At 65.3% G+C, this 24818-nt stretch carries 15 protein-coding genes; 5 read left to right on the top strand and 10 right to left on the bottom strand.

The features are described 5' to 3' along the window. Window positions 1-40 precede the first annotated feature (40 nt). Both P9255_RS04135 and P9255_RS04130 read right to left on the bottom strand, forming a co-directional pair. A complete protein-coding gene (locus P9255_RS04135; RefSeq protein WP_309765653.1) occupies window positions 41-3709 on the bottom strand; it encodes a DUF748 domain-containing protein in 3669 nt (1222 codons plus the stop codon). A 119-nt stretch (window positions 3710-3828) separates the two neighbouring features. Beyond that, complete coding sequence (locus P9255_RS04130) at window positions 3829-5307, bottom strand: DUF1214 domain-containing protein (protein ID WP_309765652.1); 1479 nt, start codon at window positions 5305-5307, stop codon at window positions 3829-3831. 259 nt (window positions 5308-5566) lie between these two features. On the opposite strand from P9255_RS04130, the gene P9255_RS04125 reads away from it, so the two are divergent. From P9255_RS04125 to purU, 5 genes are all read left to right on the top strand, one after another. Continuing rightward, window positions 5567-6217 (top strand): FMN-binding negative transcriptional regulator, encoded by a 651-nt coding sequence (locus P9255_RS04125; protein ID WP_309765651.1) that lies wholly within the window; start codon window positions 5567-5569, stop codon window positions 6215-6217. A gap of 82 nt (window positions 6218-6299) precedes the next feature. Beyond that, the gene (locus tag P9255_RS04120; RefSeq protein WP_309765650.1) at window positions 6300-8567 is read left to right on the top strand and encodes a heavy metal translocating P-type ATPase; all 2268 of its coding nucleotides are present in this window, start codon (window positions 6300-6302) and stop codon (window positions 8565-8567) included. Between the two features lie 787 nt (window positions 8568-9354). Next, window positions 9355-12423: an acetoacetate--CoA ligase gene (locus tag P9255_RS04115; RefSeq protein ID WP_309789182.1), complete on the top strand. Its 3069-nt coding sequence runs from the start codon at window positions 9355-9357 to the stop codon at window positions 12421-12423. A gap of 241 nt (window positions 12424-12664) precedes the next feature. After that, window positions 12665-13669 carry a glycosyltransferase family A protein gene (locus tag P9255_RS04110; RefSeq protein ID WP_309765648.1) on the top strand — a complete coding sequence of 335 codons (1005 nt, stop codon included), beginning with the start codon at window positions 12665-12667 and terminating at the stop codon, window positions 13667-13669. A 176-nt stretch (window positions 13670-13845) separates the two neighbouring features. Beyond that, the gene (gene purU / locus P9255_RS04105) at window positions 13846-14721 is read left to right on the top strand and encodes a formyltetrahydrofolate deformylase (protein ID WP_309765647.1); all 876 of its coding nucleotides are present in this window, start codon (window positions 13846-13848) and stop codon (window positions 14719-14721) included. 65 nt (window positions 14722-14786) lie between these two features. Here purU and P9255_RS04100 read toward each other — a convergent pair whose 3' ends face one another. From P9255_RS04100 to P9255_RS04065, 8 genes are all read right to left on the bottom strand, one after another. Then, window positions 14787-15641: a glycine betaine ABC transporter substrate-binding protein gene (locus P9255_RS04100; RefSeq protein WP_309765646.1), complete on the bottom strand. Its 855-nt coding sequence runs from the start codon at window positions 15639-15641 to the stop codon at window positions 14787-14789. Between the two features lie 108 nt (window positions 15642-15749). Next, entirely contained in the window at window positions 15750-16928 is a 1179-nt protein-coding gene (locus P9255_RS04095; protein ID WP_309766752.1) for a hybrid-cluster NAD(P)-dependent oxidoreductase, read from the bottom strand. A 23-nt stretch (window positions 16929-16951) separates the two neighbouring features. Then, window positions 16952-18247, bottom strand: coding sequence for an aromatic ring-hydroxylating dioxygenase subunit alpha (locus P9255_RS04090; RefSeq protein ID WP_309789181.1), 1296 nt, complete (start codon window positions 18245-18247; stop codon window positions 16952-16954). Window positions 18248-18315: 68 nt separating this feature from the next. Next, window positions 18316-19074 carry an electron transfer flavoprotein subunit beta/FixA family protein gene (locus P9255_RS04085; protein WP_309765644.1) on the bottom strand — a complete coding sequence of 253 codons (759 nt, stop codon included), beginning with the start codon at window positions 19072-19074 and terminating at the stop codon, window positions 18316-18318. Further along, window positions 19071-20234: an electron transfer flavoprotein subunit alpha/FixB family protein gene (locus P9255_RS04080; protein ID WP_309765643.1), complete on the bottom strand. Its 1164-nt coding sequence runs from the start codon at window positions 20232-20234 to the stop codon at window positions 19071-19073. Before P9255_RS04080 ends, P9255_RS04085 begins: the two co-directional genes overlap by 4 nt. A gap of 3 nt (window positions 20235-20237) precedes the next feature. Then, complete coding sequence (locus P9255_RS04075) at window positions 20238-22151, bottom strand: (Fe-S)-binding protein (RefSeq protein ID WP_309765642.1); 1914 nt, start codon at window positions 22149-22151, stop codon at window positions 20238-20240. A gap of 14 nt (window positions 22152-22165) precedes the next feature. Further along, complete coding sequence (locus P9255_RS04070) at window positions 22166-24229, bottom strand: NADH:flavin oxidoreductase (protein ID WP_309789180.1); 2064 nt, start codon at window positions 24227-24229, stop codon at window positions 22166-22168. Window positions 24230-24263: 34 nt separating this feature from the next. After that, window positions 24264-24806: a DUF5943 domain-containing protein gene (locus P9255_RS04065; RefSeq protein WP_309765640.1), complete on the bottom strand. Its 543-nt coding sequence runs from the start codon at window positions 24804-24806 to the stop codon at window positions 24264-24266. Window positions 24807-24818: the final 12 nt, after the last annotated feature.

The following is a 24818-nucleotide window of genomic DNA, read 5'->3' as shown; positions in this document are numbered from 1 at the left end:
AGTTCCCTCTTCATCGAGTCGTCCGAATGGCCAGTTCGCTTCACTTCAACCCCAGCTCCACGCGGCTCCCCGCGCCCTTGTCGTCGATGCCGTCCGCATTCAGCTTCGGCGCGACGACGTATATTCGGCTGCTGTCGATTTTCCCGTCGAAATACTCCTTCACCGCCTGCGCGCGCCGCTGTGCAAGATCGCGCAGCGCCGTCTCATCGACCGGAGCGTTCTGCATCAGCGCAGCCTTCATGTCGGCATCGGGCAAACTCTTCGTCAGGCCGATCATGTTGCGCGGCTTCTTGAAGTCCGCTGCCTTGTAGACCTTCGCCAGATACTTGTCGTAGTCGTCGCCTGACACCTTCACCGCCGACCAGTCGACCGACTCGCCGCGATCCGACAGCTCGCGCACCTTCGCGCGCTTCACCTGCGCATCGACCCACGCACTGCGCAAGCCCGGCTCGTCCACCTTCGGATCGACGCGGCCCGTCACATCCAGCCTGATCGACGGCTTGTCGGCCAGCGCCTTCGCAATCGTGTCCAGCTTCTTCTGCGCGGCATCGCCGAGCGTGGCCGAGCCTGCATCGAACTCGACGTAATTCAGCTCCTCGCCGCTGCCGCCGATCGCGTGCGCGAGCAGCGAGAACGGCGCGGTCACCGCTTTCTGCACGAGGTTCACGATGGCCTGCCACACGAGTCCGCCGATCGAGAACTCCGGGTTCGAGAGCGATCCGGAAATCGGAATGTTCACGTCGATCTCGCCGCGCGAATTCTTCAATAGCGATACCGCGAGCCGCACCGGCAGCTTCGTCGCGCTCGGATTGTCGATGTGGTCGCCGAACGTGAGCTGGTCGATGAACAGGTGATTGTTCGCGGTGAGCTTGTCGTCGGCGAGCATGTAGTGCAGATCGACGTTGAGCTTGCCCTTCGTGATCGGATAACCCGCGTATTTGGCCGAGTAAGGCGTCAGGTTCGTCAGTTCGACATCGTGCGCGCTCGCGGTCAGATCGAGCGCGGGTTTCTCGATCAGCGGATTGACCTGCCCCTTGATCGACACCGGCCCGTTCGCCGCGAGCTTCGCGGTGACGTCGACGGGCGCGGGCGTCGTCGAATGCGTGCCGAACGCGCCGATGGTCCCGTTGATCGCGACGAGATTCGCCGTGTAATTCGGCTTGATGAAGTCGTCGGTATAAGTCACGCGGCCGTTCTGCAGCACGAGCTGCCCGAAGCGCATGTTGACCGGCGGCCCCGACTTCGCGGTGTCCGGCGGCGCGCTCGCCGCGACCGGCGCGGACGCCGACGGCTGCGTCACCGACTGCGCCTGACCGCTGTCGCTGACGACGACGTTCTTCAGATTCAGCTTGCCCTGCGCATCCAGCAGCACGCGGCCGTAGAAACTCGCGAACATGATACGCGCCGCCTCGACGTCCGTGCCGCGCTCGCCGTACGTCGCCTTCACGCTGGTGAGGCCGAGCAGTTTCCAGCCGGCGAAGCGGTCCGACGTGGACTTGTCGAGCATCCGTACGTCCGTGAGCGAGACGTCGCCCTTATACGATGCCGCGAGCGTCTTGCCGCTGCCCGACATCGCCACGTCGCCGTTCGCGTTCAGATACGCGCTCGTCACCGCCACGTTCAGCCGGTCGCCGAAGTACGGTTCGAACGCGGAGGCGTCAACCTGATCGCCCTTCACGTGCAACGCGAGTTTCAGCGGACTCACCGTCACGTTGCCCGTCACGCCGAGCGCGCCCTTGCCGTTCAGCGTGAGCTTGCCGTCGACGGCAAGCGGTTTCGTCAGATCGTCGCTGAACTGCTTCACACTGACCGATACCGGTGCGAGATGCAGCTTCACCGGCCGCGCAGGCGTTTCGTCGGTGAAGTTCGCCGATGCCTCCGCCAGCGATATCTCGCCGATCTGATAGCGCCATGCCGGACCGGCCGCCTGCGCCTTCTGAATCTTGCGCGTCGCGGTCTGTTCGGGCGCGGCTTCGTGCGGACCGGCGAGCGCGGCGAGATTAATGCTGCCGTCCTTGCGGCGAGTCGCATCGAGCGAAAGGCCGCGCAGCTGCACGCTGTCGAGCGAGGCGGTGCGCGCGGCGACATCGACCTTGCCGATCTTCGCGTTCGCCGACGCCAGCTTGATCGGCGCAGCGCCCGCTGCATGCGCTGGCAGGAGCGTGAGCGAATCGAGCTTCAGCTCGCCGGCGCCGACCTGCACGGCGGCGTCCGGCTTCGACCAGTCGACCGATAGCGGCAGTTTCGCGCCGAGCGTGCCCGACGCGACGCGCGCCGCCACCGCATTCGCGATGTACGGCTGCAGCGGCGGGAGCGCGAGCGCGTCGAGCGTGAGCGTCGCGTCGGCGGTTTTGGCGGCGAGCGTCACGTTGCCGGATGCGTCGAGCGCGCCGCCCTTGTCGAACGCGGTCTTGAGCGTGTAGCGCGCGGGCGTTTTCGCGAGCGTCGAAAAGCCGTCGAGCGTGATCGCGACATCGGTCAGCGCGCCTTGCACCGGCTGCTTCAGCAGACGGTCGTCGAACGTGAGCTTGCCGCCGTCGATCGCCAGATGCCCGACCGACAAGTCGAGCGGCGGCGTCTTGTCCTTGCCTTCCGCGGGCTTGCGGTCCTCCGGCTTCGACGGCGACGCGAGCTTGCCGACATTCAACGCGCCCGAAGCATCGCGCAGCAGATGCACGTCCGGCCCGGAAAGCGTGATCGCGTCGAAGCGATAGATGCCGCGCAACGGCTGCATGTCCGCGATCTTCACATGCACCGCGCGAGCCGCGGCGAGCGGTGCGTTCGCGCGGTCGGTGACGGCTGCATCGGCGAGCGTCGCGGTTCCGTCGATGCGGATCGTCGGCACGTCGCCCGCGAAGGCGAATTGCACGTTGAGGTCGGTCGAGAGCCGCCCGCTCTTGACCACGACCGGCACGGAAGCCGGCGCATACGACGCCATCTGCGGCACGTCGAGCGCATCGAGCGTGAGCGCGACTTCCGATTCGCGCGACGTGGCGAACGGCTTCGTGCGGCCCTTGACGACGAGCGGCGAGCCGTCGATGCGCGCCTGCAGGAGCGGCGTCACGAAGATATCGGTCGCGGAGGGCAGGGTCGCGATGAACGGAATGCCGAGCGCGACACGATCGATGACGTGCTTCGCGTTCGTCGTCCGGTCGTCGAATTCGATGCGTCCGTTCTCAAGTTGAATGTTCGATACCGAGAAACGCGCGGGTCCGCCCGATGGCTCGGGCGTCGGCTTCGAGAACTTCGCAATCAGGTCGGAGAAATTGAAATGGTCGGCGTCATAGCGCGCGATGCTGATGCGCGGCGAGTCGATCTTCAGTTCATCGACGACGGGCGCGAGCCGGAAAAGCGAAGTCCACGAAGTCCGCACGACGAGCCGCGAAACATCGACGAAACTCGCTGTTCCGCCCGGCGCTTTCGCGATGTTCGCCGCCGATTCGCCGATATGCACGTCATCGGCTTCGAATCGCAGCGTGTACGGATTGAGCGCGATGCGGCGAATGCTGACCGGCCGGTCGAGCTGTTGCGACAACTGCGATTCGGCGACGTGACGAATGACCGGCGGCGCGGCGAAGAAGCCGAGCACGCCGACGACCAGCAATGCAATGACGAGCCCGATTGTGATGCGCCGCGTGCGGCGCGCGCGAACCACGTCGCGCAGGGTTCGCCCGGCCGTGGTGAAGGTTGACTTCGTGGTGCTTGACATTCGGTGCGCGGCGGCGCGTGCGCGCGGGATCGCCGTTCGGAAGGGGGATGCACGAGTATACGACGATGCACCGCGCCGACGTTGTCAAAACTTTTGGTGTTTGCTTGCCGTGCAGAAAGCTATTGCCGCTCGATTGCGGGGGGCGCCCACGTGCCGTCGCTTGCCTGCGGCTTCGGCGCATAGAGGCGCATCGTCAGCTGGAATTCGCCATCGGGTGCGGGCAGCCAGTTCGATGCCCGCGCCTTGCCCGGCGATCCGGCCGACACGACGACATCGATCGAGCCATCGCGATTCTTCTTCAGCCGGTCGCGATCCGACAGCGCGATGCGCGGGAGCTTGTCGTCGGCGAGCGCGCCGTCCTTCGTGTACGCGGTGAGCGTCCAGAAGCCGCGCACCGGCGGAAGCTGATTCGGCGCGAAATGCAGCACGTACTGGTTCGCGCCGTTGAGCGGATGACCCTCGCTATCCAGATGTGCGACCGGCTTCACTTCGCCCTCCTTCGTCGTCGTCGCGATCTGCTGGCGAGCGAGATACGCGCGCAAGATGTAATCGGTGCCGTATACGCCGACGCCATCGCCGAACCACGTCCAGCCGTTCCTGGTGATCGCGTTGGTCGGCGCGGTCGCGAGGCGCGCGCGGGCATCGGCGACGCCGGAATCCAGCAGCGGGGCATCGGCTTTCCTGAACTGCACCGGCTCGCCGGGCTTCACGCCGAGCGCGGCGAGACGGCTCATCGCAGGGGTATCGGCAGTGGCGGGCGGGTTGGCGTCGAGCGAGCGGGCGAGACGGGCGAAGAACGCGTTGGCGTCCAGCGCTTCGGCCTGCGCGCCCGGCGATGCCGTCGGCGGCGCGGCAGGCAGCGCCGGCACCGCGGGCAACTGGCCGCTGGAACCGCCCGGCCACGCGCCGGTGACGGCGGCGGGCGCCGCGCCGGCTTCCGCGTCCGCGCCCTTTGCGGGGGTCGCCGTGTCGATGCGCATCGCGGTCTGCAGCTTGCGCGCCTCGCGGACGTCGCGCGGGCCGTTCACCCGCACGCGCACCGACAGCCACACATAGCGCGTGCGGGTTTCGACGCGCGTCGCGTTGGCGGGCAGCGAGCCGGTCCATCCCGCCGGCACGAACGCTATCGTTTGCGCTTTCGGGAACGGCGTCGTGTCGGCGCTCGAATACAGCGCGTTGGTCCACGCGTCGAAAGCGCGGGCGTCGAGGTAGCGGCCGCGCGGCGCGGCGGGCAGCGAGACGATGACCGGCTCGGCCGATACATCGAGCCACGCGGTCGAATCGAGCGTATCGACGGTCGGCCAGCCGGTCGCACCGACAGGCGGCAGCGCCGTCGCATGACGGAACGTGTTGAGCGGCGCGCGGCCGGGCTGCCCGGCGCTGCCGCTCGCCCGCTCCCGCGCGATGTCCGACGCGACGAGCGGAAAGCCGAACGTGTAGGCATCCGCGACCTGATCCTTCACCCAGCCGCCGCCGCTCGTCTTTGCTTCGGGCGCTTTGTCGGCGGCGCAGCCGGACAGCAGCGCCATGCCGGTCAGGCTGGCCGTCATCCAGAAAGCGGCGGTCAGCGGGAACGTCCAGCGTCGGTTTTGGTTCATTCGAATTGGAATCCGGTTCTTGTTCTGCACGGGCGCACGCGTGGCGCAAGGGAGTCGACGACGCGGCCTTCGTTCCCCGTCGGGGCCCGCTTCCGGCGCTATCTCGGAATTCGGGTTTTAACGTATCCGCTGAGGATAGGCAAGGATTCGGCGCGTTTTGCTTATCACCGATGGCCTAGCAAGCCGCGTGCGCCGGCATCGCGTAACATCGGCGTCACGCACGCCTTTCCGTTCAACCTACCGTCATCGAGTCGCCACGATGTATCTGCCCGTCCATTTCGAAGAGAACCGCACCGACCTTCTGCACGCGCTCATCGCGGCGAATCCGTTCGGCGCGCTCGTCACGCACGGTCCGAACGGGCTTGACGCCAACCACATCCCGTTCGAGTTCGATGCGGCCACCGGCGAGCACGGCACCCTGCGCGCGCACGTGGCGCGGGCCAATCCGGTCTGGCGCGAAGTCGGGCCGCGCGAGGACGTGCTCGTGATCTTTCAGGGCCAGGAAGGCTACATCTCGCCGAACTTCTATCCGAGCAAGCAGGAGACGCATCGGCAGGTGCCGACGTGGAACTATGCCGTCGTGCACGCGCATGGGCGCATCACCGTGCGCGACGACGAAGCCTACGTGCGCGGCGTCGTCGCCCGGCTCACGCGCAAGATGGAGGCGGGAGAGCCTGCGCCGTGGAAAATGGGCGACGCCCCGCGCGATTTCATCGATCAGATGCTCGCGGCCATCGTCGGCATCGAGATCGAAGTGACGCGGCTCGTCGGCAAGGCGAAGCTCTCGCAAAACAAGGCCGACGCCGACCGCATCGGCGCAATCGACGGCCTGCGCCAGCGCGGCGGCGATGCAGCCGGCGCGCTCGCCGACGCGATGCAGGCCACGCTCGGCGATTCCCCGCGCGGCTGACGCCCTCTGCGCTCCTTGACCTTCCAATCGCTGGAAGGTCGATACTGGCCTTATAGGTTCAGCCAGATTCGGAGCTTTTCATATGTCATCACCTTCATCGCAGTCAGCGCGGACTGCGGAATTCGCCGTCAGCGGAATGACGTGCGCGTCCTGCGTCGCGCGCGTCGAGAAGATGCTCGCGCGCGTGCCGGGCGTCGAGTCCGTCGCGGTCAATCTCGCCACCGAGCGCGCGACGGTGCACGCGGCCAGCGCCGTCACCGACGATCAACTCCTCGCCGCGATCACGAAAGCGGGTTACGAAGCCGCGCTCGTCGCGCCGGAAGCCACGCCCGCCGCCTCGCCCCGGCGCGACAGCGAACTCGCGGTGGTGATCGGCAGCGCGGTGCTGACCTTGCCGCTGCTCGCGCCGATGTTCGGCGGCGAGCTTTCGCCGTGGCTGCAGCTCGCGCTCGCGAGCGTCGTGCAATTCGGTTTCGGCGCGCGCTTTTACGTGAGCGCGTTCCGCGCGGTGCGGGCGCTCGCGGGAAACATGGATTTGCTGGTCGCGCTCGGGACGTCGGCGGCGTGGGGCCTGTCCGTCTATCAGATGCTCGCGCACGGCGGCGCGCACGCGCATCTGTACTTCGAGGCGTCGGCGGTGGTCATCACGCTCGTGCGCTTCGGCAAGTGGCTGGAGGCGCGCGCCAAGCGCCAGACGACCGATGCGATCCGCGCGCTCAACGCGCTTCGCCCGGACAAGGCGCGCGTGCGCGATGCCGCCGATCCGTCGCGCGAGCGCGACATCCCGCTCGCGGACGTGCGGATCGGCGATATCGCCATCGTGCGGCCCGGCGAACGCGTGCCGGTGGACGGCATCGTGCGCGAGGGACGCACCCATATCGACGAATCCCTGATCACCGGCGAAAGCCTGCCCGTCGCGAAGGAACCGGGCGCACGCGCGACGGGCGGCTCGATCAACGGCGAAGGCGTGATTGCGATCGAAACGACCGCCGTGGGCGCGGAAACGACGCTCGCGCGGATCATCCGCCTCGTCGAATCGGCGCAGGCGGAAAAAGCGCCGATCCAGCGGCTCGTCGACGGGGTATCGGCGGTGTTCGTGCCGGCGATCCTCGGCATCGCGGCCGCGACGCTCGGCGGCTGGCTGTTGCACGGCGCGAGCGCCGAAACCGCGCTGCTGAACGCGGTGGCGGTGCTCGTGATCGCGTGCCCGTGCGCCCTCGGCCTCGCGACGCCGACCGCGATCATGGCGGGCACGGGCGTCGCGGCGAGGCAGGGCATCCTCATCAAGGATGCGCAGGCGCTGGAACAGGCGCACGCCATCTCCATCGTCGCGTTCGACAAGACGGGCACGCTGACGGTCGGCCGTCCCGCGCTCGTCGCGTTCGAACCCGCGCCGGGACAGGATCGCGCCGGCGCGCTCGCGCTCGCGGCGGCGGTGCAGCGCATGAGCGAGCACCCGCTGGCGAAGGCCGTCGTCGCGTCGGCGGTGAAGGCGCGCGTGCCGCACTACGAAGCGAACAATGCGCGGGCGGTCGCCGGGCGCGGCGTGGAGGCAGGCGTGACGACGCCGGGCGCGCGCCGTATCGCGATCGGCAGCAGCCGCTGGCTCGCCGAGTTGCACGCGGACGTGCCGCCCGCCCTCGCCTCGCGCGCCCGCGAGCTCGAAGGCCAGGGCAACACCGTGTCATGGCTGATGGATCTCGACCGCCCCCGCGCGCTCGCTCTCCTCGCTTTCGGCGACACGGTCAAGCCGACGGCGCGCGCCGCCATCGGCCGGCTGGCGAAAATGGGTGTGCGAAGCGCGCTCGTCACCGGCGACAACGCCGGCAGCGCGCGGGCCGTCGCACGGGCGCTCGGCATCGCGCCGGACGCGGTTCACGCCGAGACCCTGCCCGCCGACAAGGCCAGCGTCGTCGCGCAACTGAAGGCGGCGAACAGCGGCGTCGTGGCGATGGCCGGCGACGGCATCAACGACGCGCCCGCGCTCGCCGCCGCCGATATCGGCATCGCGATGGCGGGCGGCGCGGACGTGGCGATCGAAGCGGCCGGCCTCACGCTGATGCGCGGCGATCCCGCGCTGGTCGCCGACGCCATCGACATTTCGCGGCGAACGTATCGGAAGATCCGGCAGAACCTGTTCTGGGCGTTCATCTACAACCTGATCGGCATCCCGCTCGCGGCGTTCGGCATGCTTGATCCGATGTACGCCGGCGCGGCCATGGCGTTCTCGAGCGTGAGCGTCGTGACGAACGCGCTGTTGCTGCGGACGTGGCGCGCGCAAGCAGGATCGGCGGCGGGCGCGGATGCGGCTGACGAGCACGCTGCGAGTGCGATCACGCGCCCGGCATGAGAGCGTCTTTCGCTGCGATGGCCGGATACGCAGCGGCCTTTGCTCGCACGCCGAAACCGGTTCGAGCGCGCCGCATTGGAACATGTTTGGAGAACACTCGCTTGGGCACGAACCGCAGCGCCTTGCCTACCTCGCGCAAATAAACGATATGCATTTCCAGCGCATTAGGCTGGCGTCGTCGAGCCGAGTCGGTAAACGGCGCATCGGTGACGAAGTTCTATACCGGTATATATAGAACGCGTCGCGCAAATGGCCGTTGTAAGGGACTTATAGAGTGTGTCTCCTCTGCATGCGTCATTGTGGATCGAATCGCCGATAATCCGGCGAATTCCCGAATCCGCCAAACCGCAGCGAGAATGCCCCTCTGCCGAAACTGGGCGCGGCAATACCTTTCTATTTGAAAGCAATCATATTGTCAGTTGTTTAATCGGCCAGCGGATCGTGCAGTCCGGTTTCGATTCGAATCAAAGGAATGATTCCAATCTCCGCCACGCTCGTTAACGCTGATTGATATGTTCAGCTTTTCCGCACGAGTACTTATTGCTGCGCTTTGGGGTTCAAAGCACATTTTCTCCCCGAAAAGCAAGGGCGTTCTTGCCTGTTGCCCCACGGCGTTTTGTGGTTAGTCGCACATTGCGGCGCTTTAGCTCGCGGTAATCTGATTTCCGAGGAAGTGAGCCTGCCTCCGGCGATTACGCGCACCACCGAAAAATGAGAGATTCTCGGAGCCTGTCGCCGAGCACATTACAAATCCATAACCCCGTGCAAATTACAGGTGCTTCAGACGATGGAACGTCAAAACGCCATTCGGGAGAGTGCGCAGTTCTATTTGCGACAGTCCCTCTACGAGCCGACGCCGGAACGCATATCGCGTTCGCGCATGACTCGCTTTATCGAAAACTTCGAGAAGCACACCGGAGAGCACTTCGCCGATTACCCCGCATTTCACGATTATTCCGCCCGCGAATTCCGCCAGTTCTGGCGATCCTTTCTCGAATCGGCTGAAGGGCTCGAATGGTCGGGAATGGCGGAACCCGTTTGCACCAGCGACGAGATCGAAACCGCCCGGTTTTTTCCGAATGTCGAACTGAATTACGCGGAGAATCTGCTCGGCCCGCGCATCGCGCCCGACGACGCGGTGGCGCTCGTCGCCTGTTATGCAGACGGCGGCCGCGTCGCGTACACGCGCGGCGAATTGCGCGACCGCGTCATGCGGCTTGCGCAGGCGCTGCGCGAACTCGGGCTGAAGCCCGGCGATCGCGTCGTCGCGATCATGCGCAACGACGCCGAAGCGATCACCGCAGCGCTCGCCGTCGCCTCGCTCGGCGCCACCATTTCGACCGCCGCGCCCGAAAACGGCGTGCAGGCCATTCTCGACCGCTTCGCGCCGCTCGCACCGCGCATGCTGTTCGCACACACGATGCAGCGCTCGTTCGATACCGCCGGCGCGCTCAGCGCACATGTCGCCGCGGTGGCGGCCGCGCTGCCCACGCTCACCGACATTGTGTGTCTCGACGAAACGCCGCTGCCGAGCACGGTGAGAACGCGCCAGCACGAGGTGCGCGAACTGATCGAACATAGCGATCCGGCGCGCTTCACGTGGCGGCGCTTTCCGTTCAACCATCCGCTCTTCATCATGTTTTCGTCGGGCACGACGGGCAAGCCGAAATGCATCGTGCATGGCGCGGGCGGCACGCTCGTCGAGCATGTGAAGGAGCATCGGCTGCATAGCGATTTCGGCCCCGGCGACAAGCTGTTCTTCTTCACCAGCTGCTCGTGGATGATGTGGAACTGGCAATTGTCGGCGCTTGCGTCGGGCGTGCAGATCGTCACGTACGACGGGCCGGTGGCGGCGGTGGACACGCTATGGCGCATCGTCGCGAACGAGCATGTCACCGTGTTCGGCACGAGCCCCGCCTATCTCAAGATGAACGAGGACGCGGGCCTCGAGCCCGGCACGCTCTACGACCTCTCCGCCCTGCGCGCGATGATGTCGACCGGCGCGGTGCTCTACGACTCGCAGTTCCACTGGGTGCATCGGCACGTGAAGCCGCTGCAGCTGCAGTCGATATCGGGCGGCACGGACATCATCGGCTGCTTCGTGCTTGGGAATCCGAACCTTCCCGTGCATGCGGGCGAAGCGCAATGCAAGACGCTCGGCCTGAACGTGCAGGCGTTCGATCATGGTGTGCCGTCGAACATGCCGGGCGAGCTCGTCTGCACCAACCCGTTTCCGTCGCGCCCGCTCGGTTTCTTCGGCGATACGGACGGCTCGCGCTTTCACAAGGCGTATTTCGCGGAGAACGAAGGCGTCTGGACGCACGGCGACGTCATCGAGTTCTCGCCGGACGGCGGCGCGCGTCTGCATGGGCGCAGCGACGGCGTGCTCAACGTGCGCGGCATCAACGTGAGTCCGGGCGAGATCTATCGCATCCTGAGCGACGTGCACGAGATTCGTCAGGCGATGGCCGTGCCGCAAACCCGCCCGCGCGCCGGCGATGGCGGCCAGCGCATCGTGCTGCTGCTCGTGCTGCGCGAAGGCGCGCATCTCAACGCGACGCTCGCCATCCGCATCCGGCGCGAACTCACGCGACACGGCTCGGCCGCGCTCGTGCCGGATGTCATCGTGCAGGTCGCGGGCTTGCCGGTCACGCACAACGGCAAGCCGTCCGAAGCCGCCGCACGCGATGCCGTCAACGGCCTGCCCGCGCGCAACGTGTCGTCGCTTGCGAATCCGGACTGTCTCGATGGCATTCGCGAGCATCCGCTGCTCGCGCGCGCGCAGTCCGACCTGCCCGCGCCGGGGGAATCGGCGGAAAGCATCGAAGCGTATCTGTGCGCGCTGTGGGAGCAGTATTTCAGCTTCTCGCCCATCGGCCGCGACGACAATTTCTTCGAGCTCGGCGGGCATTCGCTGCTTGCGGCGCGCATGCTGGCCGACATCAAGCGGACGACGAACCGCACGCTGCCGATCGCCACGCTGATCGTCGCGCCGACCATCGCCCGGCTCGCGGCTGTCATCGCCGCCGATCCGGGCATGAGCGCGGAAAGCTCGTCGCTCGTGCAGATGCGCGCGGGACGCGGACGGCCGCTCTTCATGGTCCACAGCATCACCGGCTCGGTGATGGAATGCCTCACGCTCGCCGGCACGCTCCAAAGCGAACGGCCCGTCTACGGCCTGCAGGCGCGCGGCCTCGATGGCGATGAAGCGCCGCAGCGCAGCGTCGAGGACATGGCGCGCGCCTATGTGCTGCGCATGCGCGGCGTGCAGCCGAGCGGACCGTATGCGCTCGTCGGCTATTCGTTCGGCGGACTCGTTGCGTTCGAGATCGCGCAGCAGCTCGTGAAGGCGGGCGAGCAGATCGAGATGCTCTGTCTGCTCGATACCTATGTCCACGAGCGCTGCCTGCCGCTCACCGCGTGGACGCGGTATCAGGCCAATATGATCGCCTACCGCATGCGGGAGTTCCGGGCGCTCGGCGGGCGCGAGCGCATCGCGTACGTGCGCGGCAAGGCGTTCGCGATGAGCGATCGCGTGCGGATGCGTTTCGGCAAGACGGCGCAGCGCCCCGGCCCCGAAACGCGCGGGCTGCCGCCGCCGCTGATGCTGGTGCGCGAGTCGATGCGCGTTGCGATGACGACCTACAAGCCGCGCCGCTATCTCGGCGGGCCGATCGTCTATGTGCGCGCCTCGATCCAGCAGGACGATCGCGGCGATCCGCTGCCGGTCTGGCGGCGCGTCGCGAAGCAGGGCTTGCGCATCATGCAGGTGGAGGGCCGGCATAACGATCTGGTCGTCGAGCCGCAGCTCCTTACCGTTGCGCTGGCGCTGACGAACGCGCTCGCGGGTGCCTGAAACCGCACTCGGCGCCACATCGCCGGCGGTCCCGCGGGGCAGGCCGGCTTCCCCATGTCGATAGAATTTCCTCGAATTAAGACAACCCCGATAGGAAATAACCGGGTGTCTCCTCATACTTCCGAATCTGTAAAAAAGCCGCATTCAGCAAGTCGAAAACCGCGCTGCGCCTCTGCCTGGGGCCATCGTTCCTTCGTTCGCTGGAGACGGGAAACGCTTAACCGTTACACCCGAGACCGCCTTGTCATCCTCGCCCCTCGTCACTGTCGTCATTCCCGCCTTCAATGCAGAGCCGTTCATCGGTGAGGCGATCGCCTCGGTTCAGCGTCAGACTCTCGAAGACTGGCAGCTCATCGTCGTGGACGATGGCTCGACCGATCAGACCTTGTCCGCCGCCCGGCAGGCCGCAGGCGACGACAAGCGCATCCGCCTGATACGCTTCGACCGGAACGAGGGTATCAGCGCAGCATCGAACGCCGGCTTCGACGCGGCCCGGGGCGAGTTCATCGCCCGCGTGGATTCGGACGACCGCGCGGTTCCCCACAGGCTTGCCGCGCAAGTCGCCGCCTTCCGCGAGAACGAACGCCTGGCGGCGGCCGGCTCCCACGCAAGCGTCTTCGGCGACGTCCCCGACGGCGTCGCCTATTGCGCGCAGGGCGACGGCAATATCAAGGCACGGCTGCTCGACGGTCTCAACACGATCAGCGGCGGCACGCTCATGGTGCGTCGCGCTTTCGTTCGCGCGCATGGCGTCCGGTTCGACGATTGCGCGCGCAGCGCCGAGGACCTCGACTATCTCACCCTGGTCATGGCGGCCGGCGGCCAGCTCGCGAATGTCGATGAAGTCCTGACCGAGCACCGGTCGCATCCCGGCAGCTTCACCAACAGCCAGACGGACATCGCCGGCCCGTGGCTGCAGACGGCGCGCCGCCGCCTCCTCGCGCTGTGGTATCCCGATCTCGACCCGCGCGACATTGAACGCATCGTCATTCTGTTTCTTAATGTCTATCCCGGCGTGACCGACGAACTGTTCGCCATCGTCAAGGCGATCGATCGCCTCGTGAGCGCCCGCGCTGCCGATTTCGGGCAAGACGTAGCCATCGTCCACGAGATCGTCCTGGACCGAATGACCAGGATGCTCGGTATCTATCAGGACAACAAGGTCATCGATGCTTCGCAGATCCGGACCATTCGTCACTTCGTCGCGCCGCAAATGCGCGCCGCTCTCGACAAGCTCAGCTTCTAGATGGAGCGTTGGCCACTTCGCGATGCGCCGTCCGAAGGGACAGTGTGAATCGCCGGCTGACGCTTCCATACCATTGCGACGGCGCATCGCTTCTATCTCCGTATTCTGGCGTTTGCTCTACTAGCGGCACGCTCGCCCGATTCCGCGGCGAGGCATCCTCTGGAACGGAGCCACGCATGTCAGCCGAATCACGCCTCAATCAACTGGTGCTTACCGTCGCGTGTCCGAGCGCGGCCGGACAGGTCGCCGCCATCGTCGGCTTTCTGGAGCGGCATCACGGCTATATCGACGAACTCACCGTGTTCGACGACGACCTCAGCGAACGCTTCTTCGTGCGCTGCGTGTTTCATGCGGCGCGGCGCGAAGAAACGCTCGATCTCGACATGCTGCAACGCGAGTTCGGACCCATTGCCGCGCGCTTCTCGATGACCTGGGCGATCCACGATCTCGCCGTGCGCCCAAAGATGCTCATCATGGTGTCGAAGCTCGAACACTGTCTCGCGGACCTCCTGTTCCGCTGGCGCATGGGCGAACTGAAGATGGATATCGTGGGCATCGGATCGAACCATACGGACCTCGCGCCGCTCGCGCAGCAGCATGGGCTGCCGTTTCACCATCTGCCCATCACCGCCGATACCAGGCCGCAACAGGAAGCCCGCCTGCTCGACCTGTTCGACACATCCGGCGCGGAACTGATGATTCTCGCGCGCTACATGCAGATTCTTTCCGGCGATACCAGCCGCAAGCTGGCTGCCCGCGCGATCAATATCCATCACTCGTTCCTGCCGGGCTTCAAGGGTGCGAAGCCTTACCATCAGGCGCATACGCGCGGCGTGAAGCTGATCGGCGCGACGGCGCACTTCGTCACCGACGATCTGGACGAAGGCCCGATCATCGAGCAGGAAGTGGAACGCGTCGATCATTCCTATAGCCCTGATCGCCTCCTTGCGACCGGGCGCGATGTGGAATGCATCACGCTGGCGCGCGCGGTGAAGGCGTTCGTCGAGCGGCGCGTGTTCATCAACGGGGAACGCACCGTCGTTCTGCGCTGAACGCGTGCAAAGCAAAAGCGCCGCTCATGAGCGGCGCTTTTGCATCATGCAGCATACAACCGGGCTTACTTCACCCAGCTATCCACCCGATCCCCGTGCGCGCTGATCCACGCGTCAGCGGCCGCGACAGGCTTTTCGCCGTTCTGCGTGGCGAGCATCACGCTATCGATTTCACCCGGTTTCCACTGGAATTTCTTGAGGAACGCGACCACCGGCGGCGCCTTCTTTTCCAGCTCGGGATTCACGACGCTATCGACATGCTCGGCTTCGCCGAACACCTTCTTCGGGTCTTCGAGGAACTTGAGCTTGTACTTCGCGAACATCCAGTGCGGCTTCCAGCCCGTCACGATGATCGGCTTGTTCGATGCCTCCGAGCGCGCCAGTTCCGCCGTCATCGCGCTGCCTGAACTCGGCATCAGCTTGTAATCGAGGTTGTAGGCCTTGATCGCCTCGCTCGTCTTTTGCATCACGCCCGCGCCCGCATCGATGCCGACGATGCGCGAATCGAATTCCGCCTTCTTCGCCGGCAGGTCCGTGAGGCTCGTCACATCGACATTCTCCGGCACGATCAGGCCGATCTTCGCGTCGTTGAAGTTAGGACCGAGATTCACGACCTTCGACTTGAAGTTGTTCCAGTACGCGCCATGCGTGACCGGCAGCCACGCGGACAGCGTCGCATCCAGATCGCCGCGCGCCACGCCCTGCCACATCACGCCCGCCGCGACGGGCACGAGCTGCACCTGATAACCGAGTCGCTTCTCGATGATGCGCGCCGCCACATTCGATGTCGCCACGCTATCGTCCCAGCCTTCGACGTAGCCGATCTTGATGGTCGGCTTCGTATCGGCGCTTGCCCCCATGCTCGCTGCAAGGGCCGCACTCATCGCGCCCAGCACGAACAGTCTTCTCATCGCTTTCATATGGTTTCCCCTTTGCGGCCCCACGCCGTGCAGTCAGAATCGCCAGCCAGAAATGCCCTGTAACGCGCTTTTGCGACATCCAGTTGTCAAGAAGCGACGCGCGAATTTCTACTTGTCGACGACGAGATCGCTCAACGGCTTGCTGCAACACAGCAGCACCATGCCCTGATCGATCTCGCGCTGACGGATGCCACCCGCGTGCTTCATCGCGACCTCGCCCGATACGAGCTTCACCTTGCAGGTGCCGCACATGCCCTGCGTGCACGATGACGGCAAGCGCACGCCCGCTTTCTTCGCGGCGTCGAGCACATGTTCGCCGCTGCCGCATTCGATCTCGCGCCGGCTCTTGGCGAACGCGACCTTGTACGTCGTGTCAACGGGCGCGGGCGCGAAGTTGCTGGTTTCGACGAGCTCGCCATCGGTGGCGATGGCATCGGCGACATGCGCGGTCGTCAGTTGCGACGCGACTTCGGCGATCGTCTCGAACGAGAAGCTCTCTTCGTGATAGTGCTTGCGATCGAAGCCGCCTTCGTCGAGCAGATCGCGCACGGCCTTCATGTAAGGCGCGGGACCGCACGTGAACACTTCGCGATCGAGATAGTCCGGCGCGATCAGCCTGAGCAGCGGCAAGCTGAGAAAGCCCGTGACGCCAGGCCAGTTCGTGCGCGCGCCGACGCGTTCGCAGACGAACGCCGTGCGGAAATTCGCCTGATTCGATGCGATCAGGTCGAGCTCCCGCGCGAAGATGATGTCGTCCGGCGTGCGCGCGCTGTGCACGAACACGATGTCGGCATCGTCGCCGAGCTCATGATGCGCGCGGCTCATCGACATCAGCGGCGTGATGCCCGAACCCGCCGACAGGAACAGGAACTTGCGCGCCGGATGCCGCGCGCAGGTGAATTCGCCCGATGGCCCGAGCACGCGCACACGCGCTCCCGCAACCACGTTGTCATGCAGCCAGTTCGACACCTTCCCGCCCGGCACGCGCTTCACCGTGATCGAAATGGTATGCGGGCGCGTGGGCGCGGAAGAGATCGTATAGCAGCGGTTGACCGGCTCGCCGTCGATATCGAGCTCGAGCGTGATGAACTGCCCCGGCTCGAACACGAACGCGCGTTCATCGGGCGCCTTGAAGAAAAAGCTCTTCACGTCATGCGTTTCCTGCCGCACATGACAGCAGACGAGCGTGTCGTCAACGTCGCTATTCCAGCGCGCGGGCAGCGCGCCCCAGAATTTCGGCTGGGTCACGCGGCTCTTCGTCGGCTCGAACGTGGCCTGATCGCGCATCATGATGTGCCTCTCTAACGCGCTTAGCGCATGAAGGAAACGATTTTCTCGCCATGCGATGCGGGCGCTTCGCCGGGCGCGTTCGCATAGCCGTCGAGACGCCCGATGTACCAGTCGCAGAACTTCTCGACGAGGCCTTCGGTATAGGGCGAATACGGGCCCGGCTGATACGCGCTGCTGCCCGCGCCGAGCTGCGAGTACTCGACGAGCGTGCGATCCTGCTCGTTCGTCGCGCGCCATACGGCCGTCAGATTGTCAACGTCGTAATCGATGCCTTCGCGCGCATCCTTGTGCACGAGCCACTTCGTGCGAACGAGCGTTTCGCCGGCGGAAAGCGGAATCACGCTGAACGTCACGATGTGATCGCTCATGAAGTGATGCCACGAATTCGGCTGCGTCCAGAACGAGAGGCCGCCCAGGTCCGCGCGTTCGAAGCCGCCCAGGAGCTTCCTGCATGCGACCTTCGCATCGAGCGTCTGCGATTCGCCGTCGCGATCGAGCGGCAGGCGCTGCGTGCGAAAGCCGGTGACGAGATCGGAGAGGCGTTCGATTTCGGCGGACGGCAGGTTCATCGCTTCCCACTGCTTCGTGCGCTCCACGACGGTGCGCTCGAACGCGGCCATGCCCTCTTCGTTCGCGGGCGAACGTTGATAGCCGAAGCCGTATTCATAAAGCGAGATGGTCAGCTCCGGATGGTTCGCGACGCAGTGATAGCACTCGCGATTGTTCTCCATCGTGAGCTTCCAGTTGCCCTTCTCGATGAGATCGGCGCTTGCCGCGATCTTGCAATCCTTGAGGCCGTGCGGCAGCAGATACGGCTCCATCGCTTCGCGCATGACGGCAAAATCGGCGGGCGGCTCGTCGGCGAGACAGATGAAGATGAGGCCCGCGAGGTTCTGCACATGGACCTTTTTCAGGCTGTGCTTGCAGCGGTCGAACTGGTCGCCCATGTGCTCGGCGAACATCAGGTCGCCGGTCAGGCTATACGTCCAGCTGTGATACGGACACACGATATTGCCGAGCGAGCCTTTTTCCTCGTTGCAGAGGCGCGCGCCGCGATGACGGCACACGTTATGGAACGCGCGCACCTGCATGTCGTCGTCGCGCACGATCAGGATCGAGTCGTTGCCGATATCGACCGTCGTGTAATCGCCGGGCTCGGGCACATCCGGCTCGATCGCGACCTGAATCCAGTGCTGCCCGAAGATCGCCTTCATATCGAGCGCGTGAATCTCTTCGCTCGTATAGAACGGCGCTTCGAGCGTGTAGCCCTTCTTGCGGCGTTCGATCATTGCGCGAACGTCTGCCGAAACTTTCATCGTGTGCTCCTGCATCGCTTTTGGCCGCTGTTGTGCCCGTTTGTCTGCCCGACTGCCGTGCGTCGATATCAGTAATCGACGAGTTGATGCTCGCGCAAATACGCCAGTATCACTTGTGCTTTTTCGACGGAACTCCCTTCAATTACGACGCTGCCCCCACGGCTTTCCGTCGTCGTCGCCGAGAGCATCCGCGCGTGGCCCGAGCGCTTCTCGGGCGCGGCGAGACGCTTCGGCTTCGCGGTGACAGGGCCGAGCGTCCACACGCCCTGTTCCTTGTCGGCCAGTGCGCTCGCCGCGACGGGAGCCACGCGCCCTTCCTTCATGCGCGCATACGCATAACGCGGCGCGGCGTTCGCAAGCGGATGAACGGCGACGAGCGCAGGCACTTGCACGCGCACGCGCCGGCGCAAGCCCTTGGGCATGAACTGCCGCACTTCGACGCCATCGTTCGTTACGCTCACATCGACCGCGGAGCCGACGAGCGCAATGTTCAGCGCATCCGCGAGCCTGTACGGCAGCGTGCCGCTGTCGAATGCGCCTTCCGCGCGCGCGCCCGTCATCACGAGTTCATAGCCCGCGAGCCGTTGCGCGAGCGCGGCGCAGGCATCGCCCGATGTGTTGAGCACTTCGACGCGCGGCGCGCCAAGCGCAAGGTATTCGGCAAGCGCGGGACTGGCCGGATCGCCGGCATGCAGCACATCGAGTTGCGCGCCGTGCTGCTTCGCGATATCGAGCGCGATGGTCAGCGCCGCGGCATCGTTGCGGCTGTAGCGCGCCGTGCCACTCACCGGATGACGTCCCACGGAAACGAGTACGGCGATCTTCATGCGAACGCTCCTTCCGCCAGCGATGTCGCGACGATCGACGCCCCGCTCGCACGCGATGCTCGCGCGGCGGCGGCGGCATCGGTCAGCGCCTTGATGGTCTCTTGCGTGTCCGCGACGATCGTGAGGTTCGCGCGTTTGGCGATGGGCGCGCTCGCATCCGTATTCACCGCGATCACGTGACGGCAATCCTTGATGCCCTGCAAGTGCTGCACCGCGCCCGAAATGCCGAACGCGATATACACGCTGGCTTCGACGGTCTTGCCGGTCGCGCCGATCTGCTTGTCGCGCGTGAACTTGCCGTCGTCAACGGCCACGCGGCTCGCGCCGATCGCCGCGCCGAGCGTCGAGGCAAGGGCTTCGAACGCGGGGACATCGGACACGCCGTTGCCCGCCGAGATGATGAAGTCCGCTTCTTCCAGCGCGACCTGCGCGGCGTCCATCTCTTCGATGCCGAGATCGACATAGGCGCTTTCGAGCGAAGCGGGCACGATGCCTTCGCGCTGCACGCGTTCGCCTGCGCCGACGAACGGCAGTTTGGCGTCCACGGCGTTGGGCGCGAGCAGGATCACATCCGGCAATGCGCGCGATGCGATCGCGCGGCCAGCCTGCGCATACGATGCAACGTGCGCCGCATCCAGCTCGACGACGTGCGTCGCGATACCGGCGTCGGCGTGTGCGGCGTAACGCCGGCCGAGATCGCCATCGCCGGTAGCGTTGTCGGGCATGAAGACATGCGCGGGCGCAAATGCCGCGACGCATGCCGCGAGTGCGCGCAGTTCGTCGTCGGGCGCATAGCGGCGGCGGTCGAACGCGTCGAGTTCGATGAAGCGGTCGGCCCCGAGCGATGCGGCGTCATCGCTGAAGGCGCCGAACGCGATCAGCACGACTTCGGTCTCATCGTCCGCAAGCAAGGCGGCGGCCGCGAGCGCCTGGCGCGCGTGATCGTCCAGCGCGCCGCGGTCCGTGTGCGCCGCGACGAGCAGCGCACGGCGCGCAGCCTTCGTCGTGCGACGCGGCTTGACCGCATCGTGATGCGCGGCATGCGCCGCAGTGAAGTCGAGCATGGCGCCGCTGCCAATCTCGCCGAGCGTGATGCGCCTGAGTCCTGCCGTCGTGATGACGAAGGGCCGGCGCGGATCGATTCGTTTGATCGTGTTCATGCGTTACTCCAGTGCTGCGGCGACCAGCTCCGCCACGTCGAGCACTTCGGGACGAGGACCGACCACGCCTTCGAGCATCGCGGTGCATTGCGGGCAACCGACGGCGACCACTTCAGCGCCGATCGCCTTCGCATCGCCGATGCGAATGTCCGGAATGCGCTGCTTGCCGGGGATATCGGTCAACGGCGCGCCGCCGCCGCCGCCGCAGCAACGCGCACGCATGCCGTGGCGTTCCATCTCGACCACCTTGATGCCGATGGTCTTCAGCAACTTGCGCGGGGCTTCGGTTTCGCCGTTATAGCGGCCGAGATAGCACGGATCGTGATACGTGATCTTCTTGTCCGCGAGCACCGCAGCGGCCTTCGGCGTGAGCTTGCCGCTCGCGACGAGTTCAGCCATGAACGCCGTGTGATGCTGCACTTCGTAGAAGCCGCCGAGCGCGCGATATTCGTTGCGCAGGCTGTGCAGCACGTGCGGGTCCGTCGTCACGATGCGCCTGAACGTGTAACGCGAAAGCGTATCCATCAGCTTGGCGGCGCACTGCTGGAACGTGGCTTCGTCGCCGAGGCGGCGGGCCGTGTCGCCCGTATCCGTTTCCACGCTGCCGAGCACCGCATAATCGACGCCGGCCTTGTTCAGCACCTTCGCGAATGCACGCAGCGTGCGTTGATAGCGCATGTCGAACGCGCCTTCGCCTGCGATCAGCAGCACATCGACCATGCGGCCCGGCTGTGCCACCTGCACCTGCAAGTCCACGGACCAGTCATAGCGCGCACCGATGTCGAAGCCGTTCGCGCTGCCCGTCTCGCGCAGGTTCGCGAGCGTGATCGGGCCTTTGCCCGGCACGTTGCCTTCGACGAGCGTCTGATTGCGGCGCATGTCAACGATCGCATCGACGTGCTCGATCAGCATCGGGCACTCCTGCACGCAGGCGCGGCAGGTGGTGCAGGACCAGATGGTGTCCGCTTCGACCATGCTCGAGATCAGCGGCTTGCCGGGCGCGCCCGCATGTTTGCCGACCGGTATGCCCGGCGTGGGGCTGCCTGCATAGGCGGCGTCGGTTCCGCCGACCATGCCCGTCACCAGGTCCTGAATCAGCTTCTTCGGATTCAGCGGCTGACCCGATGCAAACGCGGGACATGCCGCTTCACACTTGCCGCACTGGACGCACGCATCGAAGCTCAGCAGTTGATTCCAGCGGAACTCGATCGGCTTGGCGACGCCATATTCCTTCGCATCCAGCACGGGCTTCTTCAGTGCAGTGGGCGGCACCACGTCCTGCTCGTGCTTCGCCTTGAAGCGCTCCTGGCGTGGATGAAACGCGAGATGCAGGAGACCGGCCATCGCGTGCTTCATCGGGCCGCCGCGCGCCGCGCCGAAGGTCATCGTGTAGGCGCCTGCCCCGATCAGCAATGCGACGATGATCGCGAGCGCACCGGACATCCACGTTGCGGGCAACAGCATGAACAGCGCAAGGCCGAGTGCGAACGAGCCGAGCAGCAGCGGCAGGCTGTCCCACGGTCCATGCGACAGACGCGCGGGCACCTCCTTCGCGCCGTGCCTGCGCTTGTAGACGAACACCGCGCCGACCAGCATGATGAGCGCCGCGATGAAGATCGCCTTATCGAGCCACGGCGAATAGATCGCAAGCCCGTAGTTGAGAAACACGAGCGCCATCGCGAGGATCGCGCCGCCCGCCGTCGCGACGTGCGTTCTCGCGATATACGGATCGCGCGCCACGACATGATGCAGGTCCACGAAATAGCGCTTCGGGATGGTCAGCAGGTTGCCCCAGCCATAAGCGCCCGCTGCGGTCGCGCGTCCTTCGCGCCAGTATGCTGCGCGCCTCATGACGGCGAAGGCGAGGCCCGCCACCGAGGCCCACAGCAAGACGGTGATGACAAACACGGGATTCATCGCGCAATGCCCCTTCAAAAGTCCTTGCAGAGACGCAGCGCGTCGTAGATCGCGCCGTGAATGTTGTGCATCGAGATACAGTCGCCGACCCGGAACAGCAGGAATCGCCCGTTGCCGAGCTCCTCCGACAGGCACGGTTGCGCCTCCGATGCGAAGAGCTTGTGCACGTCCACTTGCCCGCGATTGAGCGACTCGGGCTTGAGCTTCCAGTAGAGCGCATCGTTGGGCGTGCTGCCGTTCTCGATCACGACCTGGTCAACCACGCGTTCTTCCTGCTCTTCGGTGTACTCGTTGCGCAGCACGGCGACCTTCTTGCCGTCTTCCTCGTACACCTTGTCGAGCCAGTAATTCGGCGTGTGAATGACGCCTTGCGCATAGAGGCGCCGATAGAAAATGGGGAACGTGGTGCCGCCGACGTCATCGGCCACTTTCACATCGGGCGTGACGATCTCGACATTCGATCCGCGCGACGAGATGAAGTCCGCGACGCCTGCGCCTGCATGCGTGCTCACGCCGTCATAGACGAGCACGTTCTTGCCCGGCTCGACCTTGCCCGAGAGAACGTCCCATGCACTGACCGCGAGCCCCTGATCGACGCCCCATGCAGGCACCTGATCCGTGAACGATGAACCGCCCGTCGCCAGCACGATGATGTCCGGCTTCTCGGCCATGATCGCCTTGTCGTCCGCAGCGACGCCGAGACGGCGATCCACGCCGAGCCGCTTCGTTTCCATGTCGAACCAGCGCACGATGCCCGCCATCTGCTCGCGCTGCGGCGCTTTCGCAGCGAGCATGATCTGCCCGCCGACGTAGTCATTCTTCTCGAAGAGCACGACATCGTGACCGCGCGACCGCGCCACGCGCGCCGCTTCGAGTCCGGCCGGGCCCGCGCCCACGACGACGACCTTGCGCTTCTGCCCGCGCGATTTCTCGATGACATGCGGCATCGTCGCTTCACGCGATGTCGCCGCGTTCTGCACGCAGAGCACATCGAGCCCGTTGTACTGGCGGTCGATGCAATAGTTCGCGCCGACGCATTGCTTGATCTCGTCCTCGCGGCCATCGCGAACCTTGATGACCATGTGCGGGTCCGCGATCTGCGCGCGCGTCATGCCGACGAGATCGACCATGCCGTTCGCGAGCAGGCGCTCGGCCTGGCCCGCGTCGCGGATGCTTTGCGCATGCATGATCGGCAGCTTCACCACGGACTTGATGCCGGCCGCGAGATGCACGAACGGTTCGGGCGGGAGCGCCATCGGCGGCATGCAGTTGGCGAGCGTGTTGTGCGTATCCGCGCCCGAACCAATCACGCCGATGTAATCGATGAGACCCGTTTCGGCCATCGCCTGCGCGATTTCCTTCAGTTGCTCGTGGTTGAGACCGTCTTCATGGAACTCGTCGCCGCACATGCGCAGGCCCACGCAGAAGTCCGCGCCGACCGCTTCGCGCACGGCCTTCAACACTTCCACGCCGAAGCGCAGGCGGTTTTCGAGTGAACCGCCCCATTCGTCGGTACGAAAGTTCGTGCGCGGGCTCCAGAACTGATCGATCAGATGCTGGTGCGCCGCCGATATCTCGATGCCGTCCATGCCCGCATCCTTCACGCGCTTCGCGGCAGCCGCGAAGTCTTCGATGATGCGGCGAATCTCTTCGATCTCGATGATCTTCGCGTTGCCGCGATGCACGGGCTCGCGCACGCCCGACGGCGACATCAGATGCGGCCAGCTTTCGCCGTGCCATGCGGAGCGCCGGCCCATGTGCGTCGCCTGGATCATGATCTTCGCGCCATGACGATGCATCGCTTCGGCGAGGCGCGCGAGCGGATCGATGATCTTGTCGGTCAACAGGTTCACCGACTTCCACCAGCCCTGGGGGCTATCGATGGACACCGGGCTCGATCCGCCGCACACGGCGAGTCCCACGCCGCCCTTCGCCTTTTCCTCGTAATAGCGGATGTAGCGATCGCCGGGCAGGCCGCCCGGCTCGGCATAAACCTCCGCATGCGCGGTGCTGACGATGCGGTTACGCAAGGTCAGCTTGTTCAGCGTGAGTGGCTTGAAAAGGTTCGGGTAACGCATGACGGAGACCTCGATTTGAATGCGTTGATGCGTGCTATGCGTGAAGCTGGATCGGCGAGACTTCGAACACGCAGTGATCGTGGCCTTCCGCCGCGCATTGCGTTTCGATGGAACGCGAGCGCGGTCCCTTCTTCGTGCTGTCGGGTGCGGTGTCGTTCACCCAGTCCATCGCGCCCGCGAACCATCCGGCGAACATGTAGCAGAGCTTGCCCTGCTTGCCCGGCTGCGCGAGCACGAACGACGAATGATGCAGATGGATGCGCGCCATCGCGCTTTGCGGGTCGGACTCGACGATGTCGAAGAGACCCCAGCCTCGCTGTGAAAGACGCTTCAGGTAATGCTCGAACACCGCCATGCCGGCGATGCCGTGCTTCGCGGCTTCCTTGTCGCACCAGTGATAAGCGGACTTGTAGCCGGCCTTGTAGAGAATCTCGGCATAGGTCTCGCGGCCGAGCGCTTCTTCCACGGCTACGTGGTTGTTCGTGAAGAAATGGCGCGGCACGTAGAGCATCGGCAGCGCGTCGGTGGTCCAGACGCCGGTTTGCGCGTCCACGTCGATAGGCAGTTGCGGTTGCATCGCGGGTTCCCC

This window comes from Caballeronia sp. LZ019 (assembly GCF_031450825.1).
In the GTDB taxonomy this organism is placed as follows: domain Bacteria; phylum Pseudomonadota; class Gammaproteobacteria; order Burkholderiales; family Burkholderiaceae; genus Caballeronia.
This window is presented reverse-complemented; position numbering and strand designations above follow the sequence as displayed.

What these genes read in the sequence shown, in the direction of transcription:
- P9255_RS04085 (WP_309765644.1), bottom strand. Translation starts at nt 19,074, where the DNA reads ATGAAGATCGCCGTACTCGTTTCCGTGGGACGTCATCCGGTGAGTGGC.
- P9255_RS04125 (WP_309765651.1), top strand. Translation starts at nt 5,567, where the DNA reads ATGTATCTGCCCGTCCATTTCGAAGAGAACCGCACCGACCTTCTGCAC.
- purU (WP_309765647.1), top strand. Translation starts at nt 13,846, where the DNA reads ATGTCAGCCGAATCACGCCTCAATCAACTGGTGCTTACCGTCGCGTGT.
- P9255_RS04135 (WP_309765653.1), bottom strand. Translation starts at nt 3,709, where the DNA reads ATGTCAAGCACCACGAAGTCAACCTTCACCACGGCCGGGCGAACCCTG.
- P9255_RS04100 (WP_309765646.1), bottom strand. Translation starts at nt 15,641, where the DNA reads ATGAAAGCGATGAGAAGACTGTTCGTGCTGGGCGCGATGAGTGCGGCC.
- P9255_RS04070 (WP_309789180.1), bottom strand. Translation starts at nt 24,229, where the DNA reads ATGCGTTACCCGAACCTTTTCAAGCCACTCACGCTGAACAAGCTGACC.
- P9255_RS04075 (WP_309765642.1), bottom strand. Translation starts at nt 22,151, where the DNA reads ATGAATCCCGTGTTTGTCATCACCGTCTTGCTGTGGGCCTCGGTGGCG.
- P9255_RS04065 (WP_309765640.1), bottom strand. Translation starts at nt 24,806, where the DNA reads ATGCAACCGCAACTGCCTATCGACGTGGACGCGCAAACCGGCGTCTGG.
- P9255_RS04090 (WP_309789181.1), bottom strand. Translation starts at nt 18,247, where the DNA reads ATGAAAGTTTCGGCAGACGTTCGCGCAATGATCGAACGCCGCAAGAAG.
- P9255_RS04130 (WP_309765652.1), bottom strand. Translation starts at nt 5,307, where the DNA reads ATGAACCAAAACCGACGCTGGACGTTCCCGCTGACCGCCGCTTTCTGG.
- P9255_RS04080 (WP_309765643.1), bottom strand. Translation starts at nt 20,234, where the DNA reads ATGAACACGATCAAACGAATCGATCCGCGCCGGCCCTTCGTCATCACG.
- P9255_RS04115 (WP_309789182.1), top strand. Translation starts at nt 9,355, where the DNA reads ATGGAACGTCAAAACGCCATTCGGGAGAGTGCGCAGTTCTATTTGCGA.
- P9255_RS04120 (WP_309765650.1), top strand. Translation starts at nt 6,300, where the DNA reads ATGTCATCACCTTCATCGCAGTCAGCGCGGACTGCGGAATTCGCCGTC.
- P9255_RS04095 (WP_309766752.1), bottom strand. Translation starts at nt 16,928, where the DNA reads ATGCGCGATCAGGCCACGTTCGAGCCGACGAAGAGCCGCGTGACCCAG.